Source organism: Aromatoleum evansii (assembly GCF_045689615.1).
Classification (GTDB): Bacteria; Pseudomonadota; Gammaproteobacteria; order Burkholderiales; family Rhodocyclaceae; genus Aromatoleum; species Aromatoleum evansii.
Genome location: NZ_CP141259.1, coordinates 646439 through 664404 on the forward strand (window position 1 = coordinate 646439; position 17966 = coordinate 664404).

General features: G+C 69.0%; 19 protein-coding genes and 1 riboswitch. Of the genes, 12 read left to right on the forward strand and 7 right to left on the reverse strand.

The window, feature by feature from the left end:
- Positions 1 to 57: 57 nt before the first annotated feature.
- Together U5817_RS02795 and cobU are read right to left on the reverse strand one after the other, a co-directional pair.
- Positions 58 to 1494 carry a diguanylate cyclase gene (locus U5817_RS02795; RefSeq protein WP_169129218.1) on the reverse strand — a complete coding sequence of 479 codons (1437 nt, stop codon included), beginning with the start codon at positions 1492 to 1494 and terminating at the stop codon, positions 58 to 60.
- 150 nt (positions 1495 to 1644) lie between these two features.
- A complete protein-coding gene (cobU, locus tag U5817_RS02800; RefSeq protein WP_407279647.1) occupies positions 1645 to 2187 on the reverse strand; it encodes a bifunctional adenosylcobinamide kinase/adenosylcobinamide-phosphate guanylyltransferase in 543 nt (180 codons plus the stop codon).
- A gap of 74 nt (positions 2188 to 2261) precedes the next feature.
- A riboswitch (cobalamin riboswitch) is annotated at positions 2262 to 2511 on the forward strand.
- Between the two features lie 131 nt (positions 2512 to 2642).
- Between cobU and U5817_RS02805 the strand changes: the two genes are divergently transcribed.
- The 9 genes from U5817_RS02805 to U5817_RS02845 all read left to right on the forward strand — a co-directional run bounded on the left by U5817_RS02805 (position 2643) and on the right by U5817_RS02845 (position 11655).
- Positions 2643 to 4517 carry a TonB-dependent receptor domain-containing protein gene (locus U5817_RS02805; RefSeq protein ID WP_407279648.1) on the forward strand — a complete coding sequence of 625 codons (1875 nt, stop codon included), beginning with the start codon at positions 2643 to 2645 and terminating at the stop codon, positions 4515 to 4517.
- Between the two features lie 13 nt (positions 4518 to 4530).
- Positions 4531 to 5511, forward strand: coding sequence for a FecCD family ABC transporter permease (locus U5817_RS02810; protein ID WP_407279649.1), 981 nt, complete (start codon positions 4531 to 4533; stop codon positions 5509 to 5511).
- Entirely contained in the window at positions 5508 to 6293 is a 786-nt protein-coding gene (locus tag U5817_RS02815; protein WP_407279650.1) for an ABC transporter ATP-binding protein, read from the forward strand. Before U5817_RS02810 ends, U5817_RS02815 begins: the two co-directional genes overlap by 4 nt.
- Positions 6294 to 6295: 2 nt before the next feature.
- On the forward strand, positions 6296 to 6907 hold the full coding sequence (gene cobO, locus U5817_RS02820) for a cob(I)yrinic acid a,c-diamide adenosyltransferase (RefSeq protein ID WP_407279651.1): 612 nt from the start codon (positions 6296 to 6298) through the stop codon (positions 6905 to 6907).
- 288 nt (positions 6908 to 7195) lie between these two features.
- The gene (gene cobA, locus U5817_RS02825) at positions 7196 to 8044 is read left to right on the forward strand and encodes a uroporphyrinogen-III C-methyltransferase (RefSeq protein ID WP_407279652.1); all 849 of its coding nucleotides are present in this window, start codon (positions 7196 to 7198) and stop codon (positions 8042 to 8044) included.
- Positions 8041 to 9330: a cobyrinate a,c-diamide synthase gene (locus U5817_RS02830; protein ID WP_407279653.1), complete on the forward strand. Its 1290-nt coding sequence runs from the start codon at positions 8041 to 8043 to the stop codon at positions 9328 to 9330. The genes cobA and U5817_RS02830 overlap by 4 nt, the downstream gene beginning before the upstream one ends.
- Positions 9331 to 9572: 242 nt before the next feature.
- The gene (locus U5817_RS02835; RefSeq protein WP_407279654.1) at positions 9573 to 10163 is read left to right on the forward strand and encodes a DNA-3-methyladenine glycosylase I; all 591 of its coding nucleotides are present in this window, start codon (positions 9573 to 9575) and stop codon (positions 10161 to 10163) included.
- The gene (locus U5817_RS02840) at positions 10160 to 11038 is read left to right on the forward strand and encodes a LysR substrate-binding domain-containing protein (RefSeq protein ID WP_339380036.1); all 879 of its coding nucleotides are present in this window, start codon (positions 10160 to 10162) and stop codon (positions 11036 to 11038) included. Before U5817_RS02835 ends, U5817_RS02840 begins: the two co-directional genes overlap by 4 nt.
- A gap of 11 nt (positions 11039 to 11049) precedes the next feature.
- The gene (locus tag U5817_RS02845; RefSeq protein ID WP_407279655.1) at positions 11050 to 11655 is read left to right on the forward strand and encodes an ACP phosphodiesterase; all 606 of its coding nucleotides are present in this window, start codon (positions 11050 to 11052) and stop codon (positions 11653 to 11655) included.
- A 9-nt stretch (positions 11656 to 11664) separates the two neighbouring features.
- Here the strand turns inward: U5817_RS02845 and U5817_RS02850 are convergent, their stop codons facing one another.
- The 4 genes from U5817_RS02850 to U5817_RS02865 all read right to left on the reverse strand — a co-directional run bounded on the left by U5817_RS02850 (position 11665) and on the right by U5817_RS02865 (position 15030).
- Positions 11665 to 12033, reverse strand: a complete 369-nt coding sequence (locus U5817_RS02850) for a hypothetical protein (RefSeq protein ID WP_407279656.1) — start codon at positions 12031 to 12033, stop codon at positions 11665 to 11667.
- A gap of 167 nt (positions 12034 to 12200) precedes the next feature.
- Positions 12201 to 12842, reverse strand: a complete 642-nt coding sequence (locus U5817_RS02855) for an LUD domain-containing protein (RefSeq protein WP_169129239.1) — start codon at positions 12840 to 12842, stop codon at positions 12201 to 12203.
- Positions 12839 to 14245, reverse strand: coding sequence for a LutB/LldF family L-lactate oxidation iron-sulfur protein (locus U5817_RS02860; protein ID WP_169129240.1), 1407 nt, complete (start codon positions 14243 to 14245; stop codon positions 12839 to 12841). The genes U5817_RS02855 and U5817_RS02860 overlap by 4 nt, the downstream gene beginning before the upstream one ends.
- Entirely contained in the window at positions 14245 to 15030 is a 786-nt protein-coding gene (locus tag U5817_RS02865; protein ID WP_169129241.1) for a (Fe-S)-binding protein, read from the reverse strand. Before U5817_RS02865 ends, U5817_RS02860 begins: the two co-directional genes overlap by 1 nt.
- A 231-nt stretch (positions 15031 to 15261) precedes the next feature.
- Here U5817_RS02865 and U5817_RS02870 point away from each other — a divergent pair, with 231 nt between their 5' ends.
- Both U5817_RS02870 and U5817_RS02875 read left to right on the forward strand, forming a co-directional pair.
- Entirely contained in the window at positions 15262 to 16245 is a 984-nt protein-coding gene (locus U5817_RS02870; RefSeq protein ID WP_407279657.1) for a DMT family transporter, read from the forward strand.
- Between the two features lie 10 nt (positions 16246 to 16255).
- Entirely contained in the window at positions 16256 to 16630 is a 375-nt protein-coding gene (locus tag U5817_RS02875; RefSeq protein ID WP_169129245.1) for a DUF2784 domain-containing protein, read from the forward strand.
- Positions 16631 to 16658: 28 nt separating this feature from the next.
- Here the strand turns inward: U5817_RS02875 and U5817_RS02880 are convergent, their stop codons facing one another.
- A complete protein-coding gene (locus U5817_RS02880; RefSeq protein WP_169129247.1) occupies positions 16659 to 16835 on the reverse strand; it encodes a hypothetical protein in 177 nt (58 codons plus the stop codon).
- A 130-nt stretch (positions 16836 to 16965) separates the two neighbouring features.
- Here U5817_RS02880 and gcvA point away from each other — a divergent pair, with 130 nt between their 5' ends.
- Positions 16966 to 17949, forward strand: coding sequence for a transcriptional regulator GcvA (gcvA, locus tag U5817_RS02885; RefSeq protein ID WP_407279658.1), 984 nt, complete (start codon positions 16966 to 16968; stop codon positions 17947 to 17949).
- The last annotated feature ends 17 nt before the right edge of the window (positions 17950 to 17966 follow it).

Consider the following 17966-nt stretch of genomic DNA (forward strand, 5'->3'; position numbering starts at 1 on the left):
GCTGCGATGGTAGCACGCAGCCTGTGCCGCGGTGGCACGCGGCCTGCGCCGCAAGCTTCATGCCTGGGCGATGCTGCGGGCGGTGCCGTGCTGGCGGTTGAGGCGCTTGCCTTCCTTGGCGCGGCGCATGAGCTTGCCGGCCTGCTTGAGCAGCGTGACGGCATTGGCGCCTTCGTTGCTCGAGATCGCGCTGCCCATCGAGACGTCGAGCATGAAGGTCTGCCCTTCGATCTGGATCGACTCTCCAGCCACCGTGGTGACCGCGTTCGCGACACGCTGCAGGTCATCCATGTCGAACACTTCCTCCAGCACGATCACGAACTGGTCGTTCTCCGGGCGTGCGACGGTGTCCTGTTCGCGCACGATGCTGCGCAGCCGCTGCGCGACGATCTTGAGGATCTCGTCGCCGACGTGCTGCCCGTAGCTGTCGTTGATCGAGCTGAACTCGTCGAGGTCGAGCATCACGACGCCGATGCGGGTGTTGTGACGCTTGGCGCGGATGATGCCCTGGTCGATGCGGTCGGTGAGCAGGAGCTGGTTGGCCAGGCCGGTGAGCGCGTCGTGATGCGCCATCTCCTGGAAGCGTCGCTCGCTTTCCTGCAGGCGATGGGTCAGGGATTCGATCTCCTGGCTGCGTTGCGCCATGCCTTGCGTGAGGAGCTGTTCCGACGCCTGCAGGGTCTCGATCGAATGCTCCAGGCTGGCGAGTTCGTCAGCGTGACGTGCGGCGCCTTCGCGCCAGTTCGAGCCGGTGCGCTCGGCCAGCGCGAGGGACATCGTCAGCGCGCCGAAGCTCCAGACGAACTGGATCGCGTGGATCGGCCAGCCTTCCGCGCGCAGAAGTCCGGTGTGGGTGGCGAGGAACAGAATCGCTCCTATGAGCATCGCCGTCCAGCCGGCAATGAGCAGCCGCGCTCCCGGCAGTCTTTGCCGGAGGCCATGTGCCGCGCACGCGATCGCCAGCAGTGCAAAGGCCGGGCTGATGCCGGCGATCAGGGTGTTCGGGTAGTCGCCCGGCAGCACGAAGACGCCTGCCAGTGCGATCCCGAACAGCGCAGTGAATACCTTGAGCGCAAGGTCGAGGCGCGGCGAGAGGGTTGCGGTGCGCAGGTATTCGCGGTTGAACAGGGCTGCGGACACTCCGGCGAGTGCCAGGCCGAAGGGCTCTGCGGTTCCGGTCCAGCCGCCGTCGGACCCGCCGGGCTCGATACCGTGGAGCAGTCCGACGGCGAGCAGGCTGATGCCCGTGCCCAGCGCGAATCCCGCGTAAACGAGGTAGCAGCGGTCGCGGTTGGCGAGATACTGCAGCAGGTTGTTGAGCAGCAGCGCGGCGGCGAAGCCGGCATAGCAGACGGTGGCCAGCAGGGTCGCGAGGATGTTCCCGGCTGCCGGTTGGACATCGGCCTGCGCGAAGGCTGCGAAGGGCAGGGCCAGCGGGATCAGAACGGCGAGGCGCAGGTGTGCCGCATCGAACGCCGTGTGGCGTTCGTTCATCGCGTTAGCCGGTTGCGCGACAACGTCCATGACTGCCCTGTCGAATAGATCTTGTTACGAATCTGTAATTCTAGGAGGCAAACGCGTTCTGCGTACAAGAAATCCGCCCCGGCATGGGTAGCCGCCGTGCCGCATTGTAGCGGTTTGCCCTCAGGCGCTGCCCTTGAGTGTCAGCGGCAGGCCCGCCGCGACGAAGGTGACGCGCGCGCAGGCAGCGGCCGTCATCTGGTTCAGCCGGCCCGCCTCGTCGCGGAAGTCGCGACCGAGGGGGGTGTCGGGGACGAGGCCGAGGCCGACCTCGTTGGCGACGAGCAGCACCTCGCCGCGCAGCGTCGGCAGGATCTCCAGCAGCGCGGTGCGCTCCGTTTCGAGCGCCGCCGGCAAGTCGGCGCCGGCCGGGTTGCCGGCGTCTGCCATCAGGTTGGAGAGCCACAGGGTCAGGCAGTCGACGATCACGCAGCGGCCGTCGCCGGCCTCGCGCGCCAGCGCCGCCGCGAGTGCGACCGGCGTCTCGACCGTGCGCCAGCCAGTGGGGCGGTCTTCCCGGTGGCGGCGGATGCGGGCCGTCATCTCGTCGTCGAGGGCTTCGGCAGTGGCGATCACGGTCACGGGCAGGCCGCTCGCGACGGCGAGGTTTTCGGCGTGGCGGCTCTTGCCCGAGCGCGCGCCGCCGAGGATGAGGTGTGCGGGCATGTCTTTGGAATTACGCGTTTTTTCGCGCTGCGCAAAGTTGCGGAACGCGTTATTATCCGCCCCGCGCCCGATTTCGGGTGCGACGTGTTGCAGGTGCCCGACGGCGATTCCCGCCCGAGGGTTAAACGGGAAACAGGTGCGCGAACGGCTCCCCGAGCCGCCCTTGCAATGCCTGTGCTGCCCCCGCAACGGTAAGTGGACGCAAGGCGCATCCAACCGCCACTGGACGAGAGTCCGGGAAGGCGATGCGCCCGGAGTGGGCCCCGCAAGGGAGCGCCGCCCAGCCCACGAGCCCGGATACCGGCCCGGACACGAGAAGGCGGAAGTGCCGCGGGGAGGCGGCGACGGGCGTGCATTGCAGCGGCTCAAGGCGTGATTTCCCCGAGCGGTGCTTCCATTGTGAAGATGACCGGTGGCGCGGGGACGCGACTGCCGGCGCAGGGAGAATAACCCAGATGAACATCCGCCTGTCCGCCACCGCCGTCGCGGTGGCTGCCGCATTGCCGTTTGCTTCCGCCGCTGTGGCCGCCGAAGAGAAAACCGGTGAAACCGTCGTCGTGACCGCAACCCGTCAGCCTCAGCGCGCGTCCGAAGTCCTCGCCAGCGTCGACGTCATCGAGCGGGACGAAATCGAGCAATCCGGACAATCCTCGCTGCTCGAACTGCTCGGCAACAGGGCCGGTGTGCAGATCTCGAGCAATGGTGGGCCCGGAAAGACATCCTCCTTGTTCATGCGTGGCACGAACTCGAACCACACGGTGCTGTTCGTCGACGGCGTGCGCCTCGGTTCGGCGACGACCGGACAGGCGCCGTTCCAAAACATTTCGCTCGACCAGATCGAACGTGTTGAGATTCTGCGCGGACCGGCCTCTGCCCTGTATGGCGCGGACGCTGTCGGCGGCGTGGTGCAGGTGTTCACCAAGAAGGGGGAGGGCGGTTTTCGGCCCGAACTCTTCGTTGGTGCGGGCACTTACGAGACGACCGATGTGAGCGCCGGCGTCTCGGGCGCTGCAGGCGCGTGGTCGTACGCCTTCCGGGCAGGGCAGTACGAGACCGACGGCGTGTCAGCCAAGAAGGGACCTTTCGCTGCCCGCCAGTTTTTTCACGATTACGATCCGGCCCTCGACGCGGACCGCGACGGCTTCCGTGCCACGACGGCCTCGGGCAGCCTGGGGTTCAAGTTCAACAACGACCACGATCTCGAACTGAATGTCCTGCATGCACAAACGCGCAACTGGTATGACGGGAACGGCTTCAATTCCCGCGGCGGCGCGGACGTGGGCAATGACGACGTGGCGGAGTCGATCGGCCTGGCGAGCCGCAACCGGCTGACGTCGAACTGGACGAGCACCGTCCGGATCGCGCAGTCGAAGGACGAGTCGAGCGGCTTCCGCGATTCATTCCAGTTCGATACGCTTCAGAGCCAGGCGGTGTGGCAGAACGACGTCAAGCTGCCGCTCGGGTCGGCGCTTCTCGCCTACGAGTATCTGGACCAGCGCGTAGACAGCACCACCGCCTTCGCGAAGAAGGGGCGTTGGATCGAGTCGCTGCTTGCCGGCTGGAGTGCCACCCTTGGCCGGCATCAGTGGCAACTCAACGTACGCCAGGACCAGAACAGCCAGTTCGGTGACGAAACGACCTATCTCGCGTCTTACGGATACAAGTTGACGCCCCTGTGGTCAGTTTCGGCAGCCCTCGGAACCGCGTTCAAGGCGCCGACGCTGAACGACCTCTATTACGTGGACACCTTCGGAAACCACGGTGATCCGTCACTGAAGCCGGAACGCTCACGCAATCGCGAGGCGGCGTTGAAGTACGACGACGGGAGCCATAGCGCGTCCGTGACCTATTTCCACAACAGGATATCCAACCTCATCGAATGGAATGCCGCACCCCCCACCTTCGCGTTTGTGCCGGAGCAGACCGATGATGCCCGGATCGAGGGCTGGGAGTTCGCATACGCCGCAAAGCTTTATGGTTTCGACGTTTCGACAAGTATCGATCTGATGGATGCGAAGAACCTCGAGACCGGAAAGCGCCTGCATCGGCGTGCGCGGGAGCAGGGACGGCTGGCGATTTCGCGCGAAGTGGGGCCGTTCCGCTTCGGCGGCGAGCTCATCGGCGTCGGCAAGCGATTCGACCGTGCCGGCGAGGTCAATGAGCTGTCGGGTTATTCGCTGCTGAACCTATTTGCGCGGTATGCCGTCAATCGCGACTGGGCGATCGAGGCAAGGGCGAACAATGTGCTCGATCGTGATTACGAGCTGGCGAAAGGGTTCAATACGCTCGGCGCCACGGCCTTCGTGGGCGTACGTTACGCGCCCAAATAAGGGGCCGTGAGGCATGCCGGGCCGCGGATCGGCGGGTCTCGTGATCGCAGGGCTGACGCTCGCGGGCGTGTGCGCGCTGGTGTGGGCTTTGTCCGCCGGTGATCTGCCCATCGGCCTGGCCGACGTCTTCGGCGCGCTGTTTCGCGGCGCCGAAGGCATGGCGGCAGACGTCGTGCGCGAGCTGCGCCTGCCGCGTGCGGTAGCGGTGTTCGTGTGCGGCGGGCTGCTGGCGCTGGCCGGCGCGCTGATGCAGGTGCTGCTGCGCAATCCGCTGGCCGATCCCTACGTGCTGGGCGTCTCCGGTGGCGCCGCGGTCGGGGCGCTGGCGGCGATGCTGGTCGGCGCGTCATCCTGGGTCGTCGATGGGGCGGCCTTCGGCGGCGCGCTGGCGGCGATGCTGGTGGTGTTCGGGCTCGCGCACGGCGACGGCTCGTGGACGCAGACACGGCTGCTGCTCACCGGCGTCATCGTCGCGGCCGGCTGCGGCGCGGCGGTGACGCTGATGCTGTCGCTGGCGACGGACACTCGCCTGCAGTCGATGCTGTTCTGGCTGATGGGCGACGCCAGCGGCGCGAGCCGGCCGTGGCCGGCGCTGGTGGTGCTCGTCGCCGGACTCGCGGTGGTGCTGCCGGTCGCGCGCGACCTCAACGTGCTCGCGCGCGGCGAGACGACGGCCTCCGCTCTGGGCGTGCGCGTGCGGCGGCTGCGCTACCTGCTCTACGTGCTCGCGTCGCTGCTCACTGCGGCGGCCGTGACGCTGGTCGGCTCCGTGGGCTTCGTCGGCCTGGTCGTGCCGCATCTGGTGCGCTTCGCCATCGGCAACGACCAGCGCCTGCTGCTGCCGGCGGCGCTGCTCGCAGGTGGCACGCTGCTCACGCTCGCCGACACGGCTGCGCGCACGGTCATGGCGCCTGTCCAGCTGCCCGTCGGCGTGCTCACCGCGCTGATCGGCGTGCCGGTGTTCCTGTTCCTGCTGTCGCGGAGTTCACGATGACGGGGGTCGGCGATCCGTCCGTCCTGCTCGAGGCCGAGCGCCTCGCGCTGCAGGTCGGCGAACGCTGGCTGTGCTGCGAGTTCAGCCTGCGGCTTGCCGCGGGCGAGTGTCTCGTGCTGCTCGGTCCCAACGGTGCCGGCAAGACCACGCTGCTGCAAACCCTTGCCGGCCTGCGCGCGGCGACGGTGGGCAGCGTGCGCCTCGGCGGACGCTCCTACGCGGACTGGGACAGCCTCGCGGCGGCGCGTTTCCGCGGCCTGCTCGCGCAGCAGCAGCCGGACCACTTTTCCGCCTCGGTGCTGCAGACGACGCTGGTCGGCCGCCATCCGCATCTCGGCCGCTGGGGCTGGGAGACGGCCGCCGACATCGCCATCGCGCAGGCGGCGCTGGCCGAAGTGGGCCTCGCCGAGTTCGCCGGGCGGGACGTTCTCAGCCTGTCCGGCGGCGAGCGCCAGCGCGTGGCGATCGCGACGCTGCTGACACAGGCGCCGCGGCTCTTCCTCCTCGACGAGCCGACCAACCACCTCGACCTGCATTACCAGATCGCCGTACTGGAGCTGTTTGCGCGCCTCAAGCGCAACGGGTGCGGTGTGGTGATGGTGCTGCATGACATCAATCTCGCGACGCGCTTCGCCGACCACGTGATCCTGCTTGACGGCAAGGGCGGCGTGCTTGCCGGTGCGCGCGAGGAGGTCCTGCAGGCGGATCACCTCAGTCGCGCCTTCGACCACCCGATCCGCCGCCTCGACGTGGGCGAGCGGATCCTCTTCATCCCCGATTGAGCATGAACGAACAGGACAACGAGAAGAACATCCGTCACGCCGAGCGCATGCAGCGCAAGAAGGCGGTGGTGGACGAAAAGATCGCCGCCGCGCAGATCGAGCGCGGCGTGCTGCTGGTCAATACCGGCAACGGCAAGGGCAAGTCGAGCGCCGCCTTCGGCGTCGTCGCGCGCGCGCTCGGCCACGGCATGCAGGTGGGCGTCGTGCAGTTCATCAAGGGGCGCTCGGACACCGGCGAGGAGGCCTTCTTCCGCCGCCAGCCGGGTGTCGTGTGGCACGTGATGGGCGAGGGTTTCACCTGGGACACGCAGGACCGCGCGCGCGACGTCGCGGCCGCCGAGGCCGCGTGGGAACAGGCGCGCACGCTGCTGCGCGATCCCGCGATCGGCCTCGTCGTGCTCGACGAACTGAACATCGCGCTGAAGTACCGCTATCTTGAAGTGGCCGCTGTCGTCGCCGACCTGCTCGCGCGGCCCGCGCACCAGCACGTGATCGTGACCGGCCGTGCGGCGCCGCCGGAGCTCGTCGAGGCGGCCGATACGGTGACCGACATGGGGCTCGTGAAACATGCGTTCGCGGCCGGCGTGAGGGCGATGCCGGGGCTGGAGTTCTGAGTCAGGGCGATCGCGGAACTACGTGCGGCCGGGCTCATGTCGGCCTTCGGAAGCAAGGGGAATGACAGTGGGAGCGGCTTCAGCCGCGAATGGGCGCCGATTTCGCGGCTAAAGCCGCTCCCACGGGTTCGCTCCGCAAGCAACGCAGGGGGAAAAATTGCGTCGTCCCTTGCCCGTCGAAGGGCTGGGGGACAAGCCGCCGCGAGTCCAGGACAATGCCGCCGGCTTGCAGCCCGCAATACCCTCCAGCTGTCTAAATTAAATCGCGACAACACAGAAGAGACCCCCATGTCCCTTCCCGACCTCCCGAATCCCCGCCCCGGCCCGGCCGCGGGCCACGTCTACCTCGTCGGCGCCGGCCCCGGCGACCCCGAGCTGCTGACCCTGCGCGGCGCGCGCCTTGTCGCGGGCGCGGACGCCATCGTCTACGACAACCTCGTCAGCCCGGCGATCGTGGACCTCGCGCCCGCGACCGCCGAGCGCCATTACGTCGGCAAGAAGGCCGCCGACCACACGCTGCCGCAGGACGACATCAACCAGCTGCTCGTGCGCCTTGCGCAGGCGGGCAAGCGCGTCGTGCGCCTGAAGGGGGGCGACCCCTTCATCTTCGGCCGCGGCGGCGAGGAGATGGAGGTGCTGGTCGCAGCCGGCATCACCGTCGAGGTCGTGCCCGGCGTCACTGCCGCAGCGGGCATCGCCGCCTATGCGGGCATCCCGCTCACGCACCGCGACCACGCCCGCTCGGTGGTGTTCACGACCGGCTTCCTCAAGGACGGCGCGCTGGACCTCGACTGGCCGATGCTCGCGCGCCGCGGCCAGACCTTGGTGATCTACATGGGCATCTCGCGCCTGCCCGACATTTGCCGCGAACTCGTTGCCCACGGCCTGCCGGCGGAAACGCCGGCCGGCGTCGTCGAGCGCGGCACGACGCCGGCGCAGCGCGTTGCCGTCGGCACGCTCGCGAACCTGCCGCAGGTGGTCGCGGACGAGGGCATCCGCCCGCCGGCGCTGACCATCGTCGGGGATGTCGTCGGCCTGTATCCGCGCCTCGCGTGGTTCGCGCCGGACAGCGCGCCGACGGCGCATCCGCCGCATGCCGGGTGCAGCGCGGTGCATCGCGCAGGGGATGAGCGATGAGCGAGACTGCACGCTGTCCCGCGCTCTTCGTCGCTGCGCCAGCGTCTGGCCAGGGCAAGACCACCGTCACCGCCGCCCTCGCACGCCTGCACGCACGGCAGGGGCGGCGCGTGCGCGTGTTCAAGTGCGGCCCGGACTTTCTCGATCCGCAGATCCACGCGGTTGCGAGCGGCGCGCCGGTGTACAACCTCGACCTCGGCATGTGCGGCGAGGCCGACGCGGCGTGGCGCCTGCATGCGGCCGCGCGCGAGGCCGACCTGATCCTCGTCGAAGGGGTGATGGGCCTCTACGATGGCGATCCCTCGGGGGCGGACATCGCGCGCCGCTTCGGCCTGCCGGTGATGGCGGTGATCGATGCGCGCGCGATGGCGCAGACCTTTGGTGCGGTGGCCCACGGGCTCGCGCACTACCAGCCCGGCCTGCCGTTCTCCGGCGTGCTCGCGAACCATGTCGGCAGCGTGCGCCATGCGGAGATGCTGCGCGACGCCTTGCCGGCGGGCATGCGCTGGTACGGCGCGCTGTCGCGCGACGCGCAGGCGGGGCTACCGGAGCGCCACCTGGGGCTGCTGCAGGCGGCCGAGATCGCCGACCTCGAAGCGCGGCTGGACCGCTTCGCCGACGGCATCGCGGCGACCGGCGCGGCCGATCTGCCGGAGCCGGTCGAATTCCCCGCCACGCTGCCGCCGCAACTGACGCCGCTGCTGGCCGGGCGCACGATCGCGATCGCGCGCGATGCGGCCTACGGCTTCATCTACCCGGCGAACCTCGACACCTTGCACAAGCTGGGCGCGCGGCTCGAATTCTTCTCGCCGCTTGCCGGCGACGCGTTGCCCGACTGCGACGCCGTGTGGCTGCCGGGCGGCTACCCTGAGCTGCATGGCGAAACGCTCGCCGCCAATCCGCATTTCTTTCCCGCTCTGCGTGCGCACGCGGCGGCAGGCAAGCCGCTGCTCGCCGAGTGCGGCGGGATGATGAGCCTGTTCGAAACCGTCGTCGACAAGGCCGGGCGGGAGCACGCCTTCGCCGGTCTGTTGCCGGGGCGCGCAGTGATGCAGCAACGGCTCGCGGCGCTCGGGATGCAGGTGGCGGAACTGCCCGAAGGGCGCTTGCGCGGTCACACCTTCCATTATTCGAAGAGCGACACCCCGCTCGCGCCCCTCGTGCGCGCCCAGACGCCCGACGGACGTGAGGGCGAGGCGATCTACCGCCAGGGGCGGCTGACGGCCTCCTACGTGCATTTCTATTTCCCGTCGGATGCGGAGGCGGTGGCCCGGATCTTTGGCTGAACTCGGGGCATGGAGCGCGGAGCGTGGGGGCTGCAGTGTGGGAGCAACTGTGGGAGCGGCTTCAGCCGCGAATCGGCGGATCACTCCGCAACACCGCTGCTTCGCGGCTGAAGCCGCTCCCACAGGAGAATCGACTCCCACGATCCTCATCGACGCATCGGGCGCGAACGATTGCGTTTGATGGCTGGTTCAATAAACTTCAGCGTGAGCCGGGCCGCGGATGCGCCCACCGGAGAAACCCCATGACCGAGCGCTGCGCCTGGGCGGGCAATGACCCGCTCTACGTCCATTACCACGACACCGAATGGGGCGTGCCGACCGACGATGCGCGCACGCTGTTCGAATTCCTCGTCCTCGAAGGCGCGCAGGCGGGGCTGTCGTGGATCACGGTGCTGCGGAAGCGCGAGCGCTACCGTGCCGTGTTCGACGGCTTCGACCCCGAGCGCATCGTGCGCTACGACGACGCGAAGAAGGCGGACCTGCTCGCCGACCCCGGCATCATCCGCAACCGTGCGAAGATCGACGCGGCGATCCTCAATGCGCGCGCGTGGCTCGACCTGCGGGACGCCGGCATCGACCCGGCCGCCTGGCTGTGGGGCTTCGTCGACGGCCGGCCGGTGCAGAATGCGTTCGCCGCGCTCGCCGAGATCCCCGCGACCACGCCGCAGTCCGACGTGATGAGCAAGGCGCTCAAGGCGCGCGGCTTCAAGTTCGTCGGCAGCACGATCTGCTACGCGCTGATGCAGGCCGCGGGGATGACGAACGACCATGTCGTCACCTGCCCGCGCCACCGCGAAGTCGCGGAACTCGCTCGTTTGCGGAGCCCGGCGTGAGCGCACCGCTGCGCCACGTGCCGCCGATGCACGCGCTCGCGGCCTTCGAGGCGGCCGCGCGCTTGGGCGGCTTCGCGCAGGCGGCCGAGGAACTGTGCGTGACGCCGAGTGCCGTCAGCCACCGCATCCGCCAGCTCGAAACCCAGCTCGGCACTGCGCTGTTCGAGCGCGGGCCCGGCGGCGTGCGGCCGACCACCGCCGGACGACTGTACCTCGACAGCGTGCGCGCGGCTTTCGACCGGCTCGCGCAGGCGGGCGCCGTGCTGCGGCCCGAGCGCGAGCGCCTGCGCGTGTCGCTGCCGCCGACCTTCGCGCGGCAGTTGCTGATGGCGCGCCTGCCCGAATACCTGCGCGCGCATCCCGAGGTGGAACTGGAGGCGCACCTGTCGATCCCGCTGCAGGACGTGACGGCCGAGGCGGCCGACGTCGAGGTGCGCTGGGGGCGCGGCGAATACCCGGAGCGGGTCGTGCGCAAGCTCTTCGACGACATCATGGTGCCGCTCGCCGCGCCGTCATGGGTGGCCGCGCATGCGCCCGCCGGCATGGCCGATCTTGCCGGTCTGGAATTACTGCGCTCGCCGCTGCTGCCATGGCGGCCGTGCTTCCTCGCGGCCGGTCTCGACTGGGCGGAGCCCGAGCGCGGTGCCGTGTTCAACGATCTCGGCATGCTGATGGAGATCGCCGCGGCCGGTCTGGGCGCGGCGGTGGGTACGCGGCGCCTGTCGGCGGCGTGGGTGGAGACGGGCCGGCTGGTGCCGCTCTTCGGTGTGTCCGCGCCGGCCCCGTTCACCTACTACGCGGTGAGCACGCCGGCGCAGAGCAAGCGCGCGGTGGTGCAGGGATTCATCGACTGGCTCGCGGCCGCGTTCGCCTAGGCAAACCCGACATGAACTTCCTCGCGCACGCCTGGCTCGCCGGCGGAGCCCCCGCTGATCGCCTCGGCGGGCTGATGGGCGACTTCGTGAAAGGGCCGTTGCCGGCCGGCCTGCCGCCGGACCTCGCGGCAGGCGTGCGCCTGCATCGCCAGATCGACCTCTTCGCCGAAACCCATCCCGCCTTCCTGCGCAGCCGTGCGCGGGTCTCGCCCGAACGGCGTCGCGTCGCCGGGGTGATGGTCGACATGTTCTACGACCACTTCCTCGCGCTGCACTGGGAGCGTTACCACGACGAGCCGCTCGAGCGCTTCAGCGCGGCGATGTACGCGCTGCTGGACGCCAACGGCGCGCTGCTGCCGCCACGCCTGGCGGCGATCCTGCCGCGCATGCGCGAATCGGACTGGCTGGGGAGTTATCGCTCGGCGGATGTCATCGCGATGGCGCTCGACCGCATGGCGCTGAGGCTGCGCCGAGCGAATCCGCTGACCGGCAGCGGCGCGGAACTCCTCGCCGACTATGCCGGCTTCGAGGCGGATTTCCTCGAGTTCATCGGCGCGGCGGAAGCGTTCGCCGCGGAGCGCCGGGCCCTGCGCGGACCCGGCGAGCGGGCGTTGTGAAGTGTTGCGTCAGCGCAACGGAATGACCAGCGGCGGGATGTCGACGCCGATGGTGATCGCCGGATCGCGCGGATAGATGCGCGGCGCGTAAACCGGGGCGGCATAGACCGGCGCCGGGGCGTAATAGCCGATCGGACGCTCGTAATAGCGGTATTCGCGCACCACCGGGCGGCGTTCGACGATCCGTTCGCGGATCACGACGCGCTCGCGGTCGCGGAATTTCTTGTAGTGGCCGTGCCGGTGGCCGCGATCGTGGTCGCGCCACTCGCGGTAGCCGTCGTCGCGCCAGTGGTCGCGGTCGGCATGGGCGGGCGTGGCAGCGATCAGGGCACCCCCGGTGATCATTGCGGCAAGCAGTTTGAGGGTTTTCGATTTCATGATTCTTCTCCTGACGAACCGGACACCGTCACGCAGCGCGTACCGTTGTCCCCATGCGCATTAAACGCGAGATCGAAGGGAGAAGTTGTCGCCGAGTTGTAAGCGGATATGCATGAAACGGGTTAGCCCGGGAGCATTGAAACGGCCCCCGGGCGTGCCTGCCGGTCTCAGCCGACGATGATCACATGCACGCGGCGCGGGCCGTGCGCGCCGAGCTGGATGGTCTGCTCGACGTCGGCCGTGCGCGAGGGGCCGGAGATGATGTTGGTCGCGCGCGGCATGCCTTCCGGGCGGGCGCGCAGGATGTCCCAGGCCTCCTCGAAGTGGCCGACGATCGCGTTCGCGTCGAGCACGACGATGTGGTCGTCGGGCACGAAGTTGTGCGTGATCGGGCTCGCCGGACCGGAGGCCATCATCAGGCTGCCCGGCTCGGCGATGCCGCACAAGGCCTGAGACACGGCCATCGCCTCGTCGATGCCGGCCGGGGCGTGGTGAGTCTCGAGGCTCGCGAACGCCAGGTCGTTCAGTGCGGCGCCGACCGCGGCGCGCGCGGGAAGGCCCTTGTCGGCGCGATAGGCCTCGACCGCAGCGGGCACGTCGGCACGGCTCGCGACGCGCGCGGTGGTGCCGGCGCGGCTCTCGAACTTGCGGATGAAGCGCGCGACGAGTTCCTCGTCCTGCGCCGGGCGGGTGTGTTGCGGGCGGCGCGCGTCGAGTTCGGCGCGTCGTGCGTCGTCGAGCGGTCCGCGCCGCAGCGCGGAGCGGACGGAATTGAGGATCGCCTCGCGGGCGTTCGCTGCTGCAGTCATTTCTGGCCTCGCTTGCCTTGCCACAGTTCCAGGAAGGTGCGGCCCGCCGGTGCCGGCAGGTCGCGCACGTCGGTCCAGCCGCTCGCGAGCGGCAGGCGGCGGATGCTTCCGTTCTTCGCGATCGCCGACAGGAAGCGGGCGCCGACCTGTTCGAGCGCGTGGTAGAGCTTCGGCCGCGTCGCGACGTAGCGCCACACTTTCAGCGCGCGTTTCTGCATCACCGGCGTGATGTCCTGCTGGTGCTGCATGTGGCGCAGCTCGCGCAACAGGTCCGGCAACGGGATCTTCACCGGGCACACCGAGGCGCAGCGGCCGTTCAGCGTGCACGCGTTGGGCAGGTCGTAGGCGTTGTCCAGGCCCTTTATCAGCGGCGTGAGCACCGAGCCCATCGGCCCCGGATAGACCCAGCCGTAGGCGTGGCCGCCGACCGCGCCATACACCGGGCAGTGGTTCATGCACGCGCCGCAGCGGATGCAGCGCAGCATCTCCTTGAAGCGCCCGGCGAGCATCTTCGAGCGGCCGTTGTCGACCAGCACCACGTGGTACTCCTCGGGGCCGTCGAGGTCCTCGGCGCGGCGCGGGCCGGTCGAGATCGTCGTGTAGGTCTCGGTCTCCTGGCCGGTGGCGCTGCGCGCCAGCAGGCGCAGGAACAGCGTCGCGTCGTCGAGCGTCGGCACCACGCGCTCGATGCCGGAGGTGACGATATGCACCTTCGCGAGCGTCTGAGTGAGGTCGCCGTTGCCCTCGTTCGTCACGATGATCGACGAGCCGGTCTCGGCGACGAGGAAGTTGCCGCCGGTGATGCCGACGTCGGCCTTGAAGTACTTGTCGCGCAGCACCAGGCGCGCCTCATTGACGAGGTCCGGCACCTCGGTCTTGCGCGGGCCGCCGTGCGCGGCCTCGAAGAGGTCGGAGACCTGGTCCTTGGTCTTGTGAACGGCCGGCGCGATGATGTGCGAGGGCGGTTCGTGCGCGAGCTGGATGATGTATTCGCCGAGGTCGGTCTCGACGACTTCCATGCCGTTCTCGATCAGCGCCTCGTTGAGCCCGATCTCCTCGGATACCATCGACTTGCCCTTGGTGACGGTCTTCGCGTCGACGCGCTTGCAGATGTCGAGGATGATCTTCCTCGCCTCCTCGGCGTCGCGCGCCCAGTGCACATGGCCGCCGGCGGCCGTCACGGCCGCCTCGTAGCGCTCGAGGTAATGGTCGAGGTTGTCGAGGATGTGATTCTTGGTGTTCTTCGCTTCCTCGCGCAGGCGCTCGAATTCCGGCAGTTCGGCGACCTGCAGCGCGCGCTTGCCAACGAAGCCGTAGCGCGCGCGGCCGAGCGCGGTCTGCAGGTTCGCGTCGTGGATCGCGAAGACCGAGCGCTGCTTGAATTCCTTGGAACGGATCTCCATCACTCGCTCTCCTTCGCGGCGCCGGCGAGACCGGGGCCGTCGGCGAGGCCGGCGAGCACTTCGGCAGTGTGGAAGACCTTCACCGGCGCATTGACGCGCTTCAGTCGCCCGGCGATGTTCATCAGGCAGCCCAGGTCGCCGCCGACGAGCGTGTCGGCGCCCGTCGCGAGGACGTTCCTGACCTTGTCCTCGACCATCTTCTCGGAGATCTCCGGATACTTCACGCAGAAGGTGCCGCCGAAGCCGCAGCACACCTCGCTGTCCTCCATCTCCTTGAGCTTGAGGCCGTCGACCTCGCCGAGCAGCGCGCGCGGCTGGCCCTTGATGCCCAGGCCGCGCAAGCCCGAACAGGAGTCGTGGTAGGTGACCGTGCCTTCGTAGCGCGAGTCGGACGGCGCCGCATGCAGCACGTCGGCGAGGAAGGACAGCAATTCCCAGCTTTTCTCCGACAGCGCCTGCGCGCGCGGCAGCCACACCGGGTCGTCCTGGAACAGCACCGGGTAGTCGTGGCGGATGGTCGCCATGCACGAACCGGACGGTCCGACGATGTAGTCGTAGTTCTCGAAGGCTTCGATCACCTGGCGGGCGAGCGCGCGCGCCGCGTCGTAGTCGCCGCTGTTGTAGCCGGGCTGGCCGCAGCAGGTCTGGTTTGCGGGCACCTCGACGGTGCAGCCGGCGTCTTCGAGGAGTTTCACCGCCGAGAAGCCGACGTTCGGGCGGAACACGTTCATCAGGCAGGTGGCGAACAGTCCGACGCGCGGCCCGCGGGTGGGCGATTCGGTCATGAGGGAGGTCTCCGGTTCTTGTTCGGAAATGGTGTGGAACGAGGTGGCGCGATGTTAACAAGCTCCGCGCCTGGGCGCAGCGAGGGATTTTCAGCCCTGTGATGAGCCCGATTCATGTCCTGGTCAGCATAGCAGCTGCCGCGCCCGAATCGCGCACGCTCAGGGTTTCCCCGCACCCCCGGATCGGCATTGCATGGCACACTGCGCGCCTTCGATACGGGGAAGGAATCCATGCTGGCTGGTTTGCTCGCGGCGCTCGGCGCGGGGATGTTGTGGGGGCTCGTGTTCGTCGTCCCGCTGATGCTCGGGGAATACCCCGGCATCGTGCTCGCGTTCGGCCGCTACATCGCCTTCGGCGTCCTTGCCGTCGCCCTCGCGTGGATGGACCGCGCGGCACTGGCAAGGCTCTCGCGGGCCGACTGGATCGAGGCCGGCAAGCTCGCGCTGGTCGGCAACCTCCTCTATTACGCGACGCTCGCGAGCGCGATCCAGCTCGCGGGCGCTCCGGTGCCGACGCTGATGATCGGCACGTTGCCGGTCGTGATCGCGATCTGTGCGAACCTCACCGAGCGCCGTGCCGGCAATGCCGCGGACGTCGTCGCGTGGCGGCGCCTCGCCTTGCCGCTGGTGGTGATTCTTGCCGGCCTCGTGGTCGTGCAGTTCGACTCTGCCGCGCATGCGACCGATGCGGGCGGGCAGGAGGGCGCCCGCGGCGGCTTGCGCTACGTGGCCGGTCTGCTGCTGGCCGCCGTCGCGGTCGCGTCGTGGACCTGGTATCCGATTCGCAACGCACGCTGGCTGCGTGCCCGCGGTGCGGGCCTCGCGCGTCCCTGGGCGACTGCGCAGGGTCTGGTGACGCTGCCGCTCGCGCTCGCCGCCGCCGCCGGTTTCGCGCTGTGGGAAGGCGCGACTGCGTCGGCCGCGGCATTCGAGTGGCCGTTCGGGCCTCGACCCCTGGCCTTCGTCGGCCTGATGCTGCTCACGGGCCTTGCCGCATCGTGGCTCGGCACCCTGCTGTGGAACCGCGCAAGCCACCTGCTGCCGCCGGCGTTCGCTGGCCAGCTGATCGTGTTCGAAACGCTGGCGGCCTTGCTCTATGCTTTCCTGTGGTACGGCCGCTGGCCGGGCCTCGGCGAGGCCGTCGGCATCGTCCTGCTGGTCGCGGGCGTCCTGCTCGGGGTGCGCGTGTTCCGGCCGGCCGCAACCGGATCCTGAGGAGAAAAGCGTGCTTGCGCTGATGGCGGCCGATCTCGTCGTGCTGGTGCACGCGCTCTTCATCGCCTTCGTGGTGTTCGGCGGCCTATTGACGCTGCGCTGGCCGCGCGCGAAGTGGGCACATCTGCCAGTGGCCGCCTACGGCGCGGCGATCGAACTGATCGGCTGGACCTGTCCGCTGACTCCGCTCGAGAAGACGCTGCGCCTGGCTGCGGGCGGTGTGGATTACCGCGGCGGCTTCATCGAGCATTACCTGATCCCGCTGATCTATCCCGCGGGCCTCACGCCGCGGGTCCAGCTCGTGCTCGGCCTGCTGGTGCTGGTGGTCAACGTGCTCGTGTACGGCATCGTCGCCCTGCGTCGGAGGCGCAGGGCGGGCGAGTGACCGGCGCCCTCGTGAGGCGCATTGCGTTTCAGTGGGGTTGGGGGTAACGCACGCCCAGCAGCAGGCCGACTGCGGCCCGTGCAATGCGGGTGACCACGCGTTTCGTGCCGTGCCAGCCGTCGGCCAGGAGCTGGCCCAGGGCTTCGTTGCGCAGACGCTGCGCTTCGCGGATTCGGCCTTGGTAGAAGAGATAGTCCTTGTCCATCGTGCGGCTCCTTGACGTTGCAGCCCTTCGTGAGGGCATGGACGCGACTGTACGGAGCTTGTTGCGTCGCAACAAACGATCGTTCATCATGTGATGCCTTAGAAAAATTCATCCATGTGATCGTCCGCGTATGGCCGTCCGTCTCCCGCCGCTCAACGCCCTGCGCGCCTTCGAGGTCGCGGCGCGTCACCTGAGCTTCAAGCGCGCCGCCGAGGAGCTGTCCGTTACCCCGACCGCTGTCAGCCACCAGATCCGCGGCCTCGAGAAGGATCTGGGCGTGCCCCTGTTCCGACGCCTGACGCGCGCGCTCGAACTGACCCCGGAGGGGGCGGCGATGCTGCCCAAGCTGCGCGAAGCGATGGGCGCGATCGCCGAGTCGGTCGAGGCCGTCCGCGCGATGCGGCCGTTGAGCCGCCTGTCGGTCGTCGCCCCGCCATCCTTCGCCTCGCGCTGGCTGGTCCCGCGCCTGCAACGTTTCGCCGAAGTGCACCCGCAGGTCGAGCTGCATCTGGCGAGCGCCACCAAGGCCATCGACGGCCGCGACGCCGCGGGGCTGGGTATCGAGCCGCTCACCGCGCGCGCCGAGGGCGGCCAGTTGTGGATCCGCTTCGGCACGGGCACGTATCCCGGCTATCGCTGCGAGCTGCTGCTCGAACCCGAATACACCGCGGTGTGCAGCCCGGCGCTGCTGCGCGCGAAGATTCCGCTGCGCCAGCCGTCCGACCTGCGGCGCCACTGCCTGATCCACGACGATACCGTGCCCGACACGCGCGAGCGGCCGACCTGGGCGGAGTGGTTGCAGGCGGCCGGGGCGTCCGCGGTGCGTGCCGATGCCGGCCTGCATTTCAGCGACTCGGGCCTCGCCATCGCTGCGGCGCTCGACGGGTTGGGCGTCGCGCTGGTGTCCAAGCCGCTGGTTGCCGCGGAAGTCGCCGCCGGCCGCCTCGTCGTGCCCTTCGGCATCAGCCTGCGGCGCCGTTTTGCCTATTACATCGTGACGCCGCAGGCTGTGGCCCCGCGTGCCCACGTCGCCGCGTTCCGCGACTGGCTGCTGGACGAGGCCCGCCGCGACGCCATCCGCCTGGCCGATGCGCAGCCTGCGCTCGCCGATTGAGTCGAACTGAACCGAAT

Bases quoted from the DNA above. Each gene is read 5' to 3' on its own strand.
- U5817_RS02815 (WP_407279650.1), top strand. From the start codon at position 5,508: ATGACGGGGGTCGGCGATCCGTCCGTCCTGCTCGAGGCCGAGCGCCTC.
- U5817_RS02865 (WP_169129241.1), bottom strand. From the start codon at position 15,030: ATGACCGAATCGCCCACCCGCGGGCCGCGCGTCGGACTGTTCGCCACC.
- U5817_RS02860 (WP_169129240.1), bottom strand. From the start codon at position 14,245: ATGGAGATCCGTTCCAAGGAATTCAAGCAGCGCTCGGTCTTCGCGATC.
- cobO (WP_407279651.1), top strand. From the start codon at position 6,296: ATGAACGAACAGGACAACGAGAAGAACATCCGTCACGCCGAGCGCATG.
- U5817_RS02870 (WP_407279657.1), top strand. From the start codon at position 15,262: ATGCTGGCTGGTTTGCTCGCGGCGCTCGGCGCGGGGATGTTGTGGGGG.
- cobA (WP_407279652.1), top strand. From the start codon at position 7,196: ATGTCCCTTCCCGACCTCCCGAATCCCCGCCCCGGCCCGGCCGCGGGC.
- U5817_RS02855 (WP_169129239.1), bottom strand. From the start codon at position 12,842: ATGACTGCAGCAGCGAACGCCCGCGAGGCGATCCTCAATTCCGTCCGC.
- U5817_RS02845 (WP_407279655.1), top strand. From the start codon at position 11,050: ATGAACTTCCTCGCGCACGCCTGGCTCGCCGGCGGAGCCCCCGCTGAT.
- U5817_RS02795 (WP_169129218.1), bottom strand. From the start codon at position 1,494: ATGAACGAACGCCACACGGCGTTCGATGCGGCACACCTGCGCCTCGCC.
- U5817_RS02810 (WP_407279649.1), top strand. From the start codon at position 4,531: ATGCCGGGCCGCGGATCGGCGGGTCTCGTGATCGCAGGGCTGACGCTC.
- U5817_RS02835 (WP_407279654.1), top strand. From the start codon at position 9,573: ATGACCGAGCGCTGCGCCTGGGCGGGCAATGACCCGCTCTACGTCCAT.
- U5817_RS02880 (WP_169129247.1), bottom strand. From the start codon at position 16,835: ATGGACAAGGACTATCTCTTCTACCAAGGCCGAATCCGCGAAGCGCAG.
- cobU (WP_407279647.1), bottom strand. From the start codon at position 2,187: ATGCCCGCACACCTCATCCTCGGCGGCGCGCGCTCGGGCAAGAGCCGC.
- U5817_RS02805 (WP_407279648.1), top strand. From the start codon at position 2,643: ATGAACATCCGCCTGTCCGCCACCGCCGTCGCGGTGGCTGCCGCATTG.
- gcvA (WP_407279658.1), top strand. From the start codon at position 16,966: ATGGCCGTCCGTCTCCCGCCGCTCAACGCCCTGCGCGCCTTCGAGGTC.
- U5817_RS02830 (WP_407279653.1), top strand. From the start codon at position 8,041: ATGAGCGAGACTGCACGCTGTCCCGCGCTCTTCGTCGCTGCGCCAGCG.
- U5817_RS02850 (WP_407279656.1), bottom strand. From the start codon at position 12,033: ATGAAATCGAAAACCCTCAAACTGCTTGCCGCAATGATCACCGGGGGT.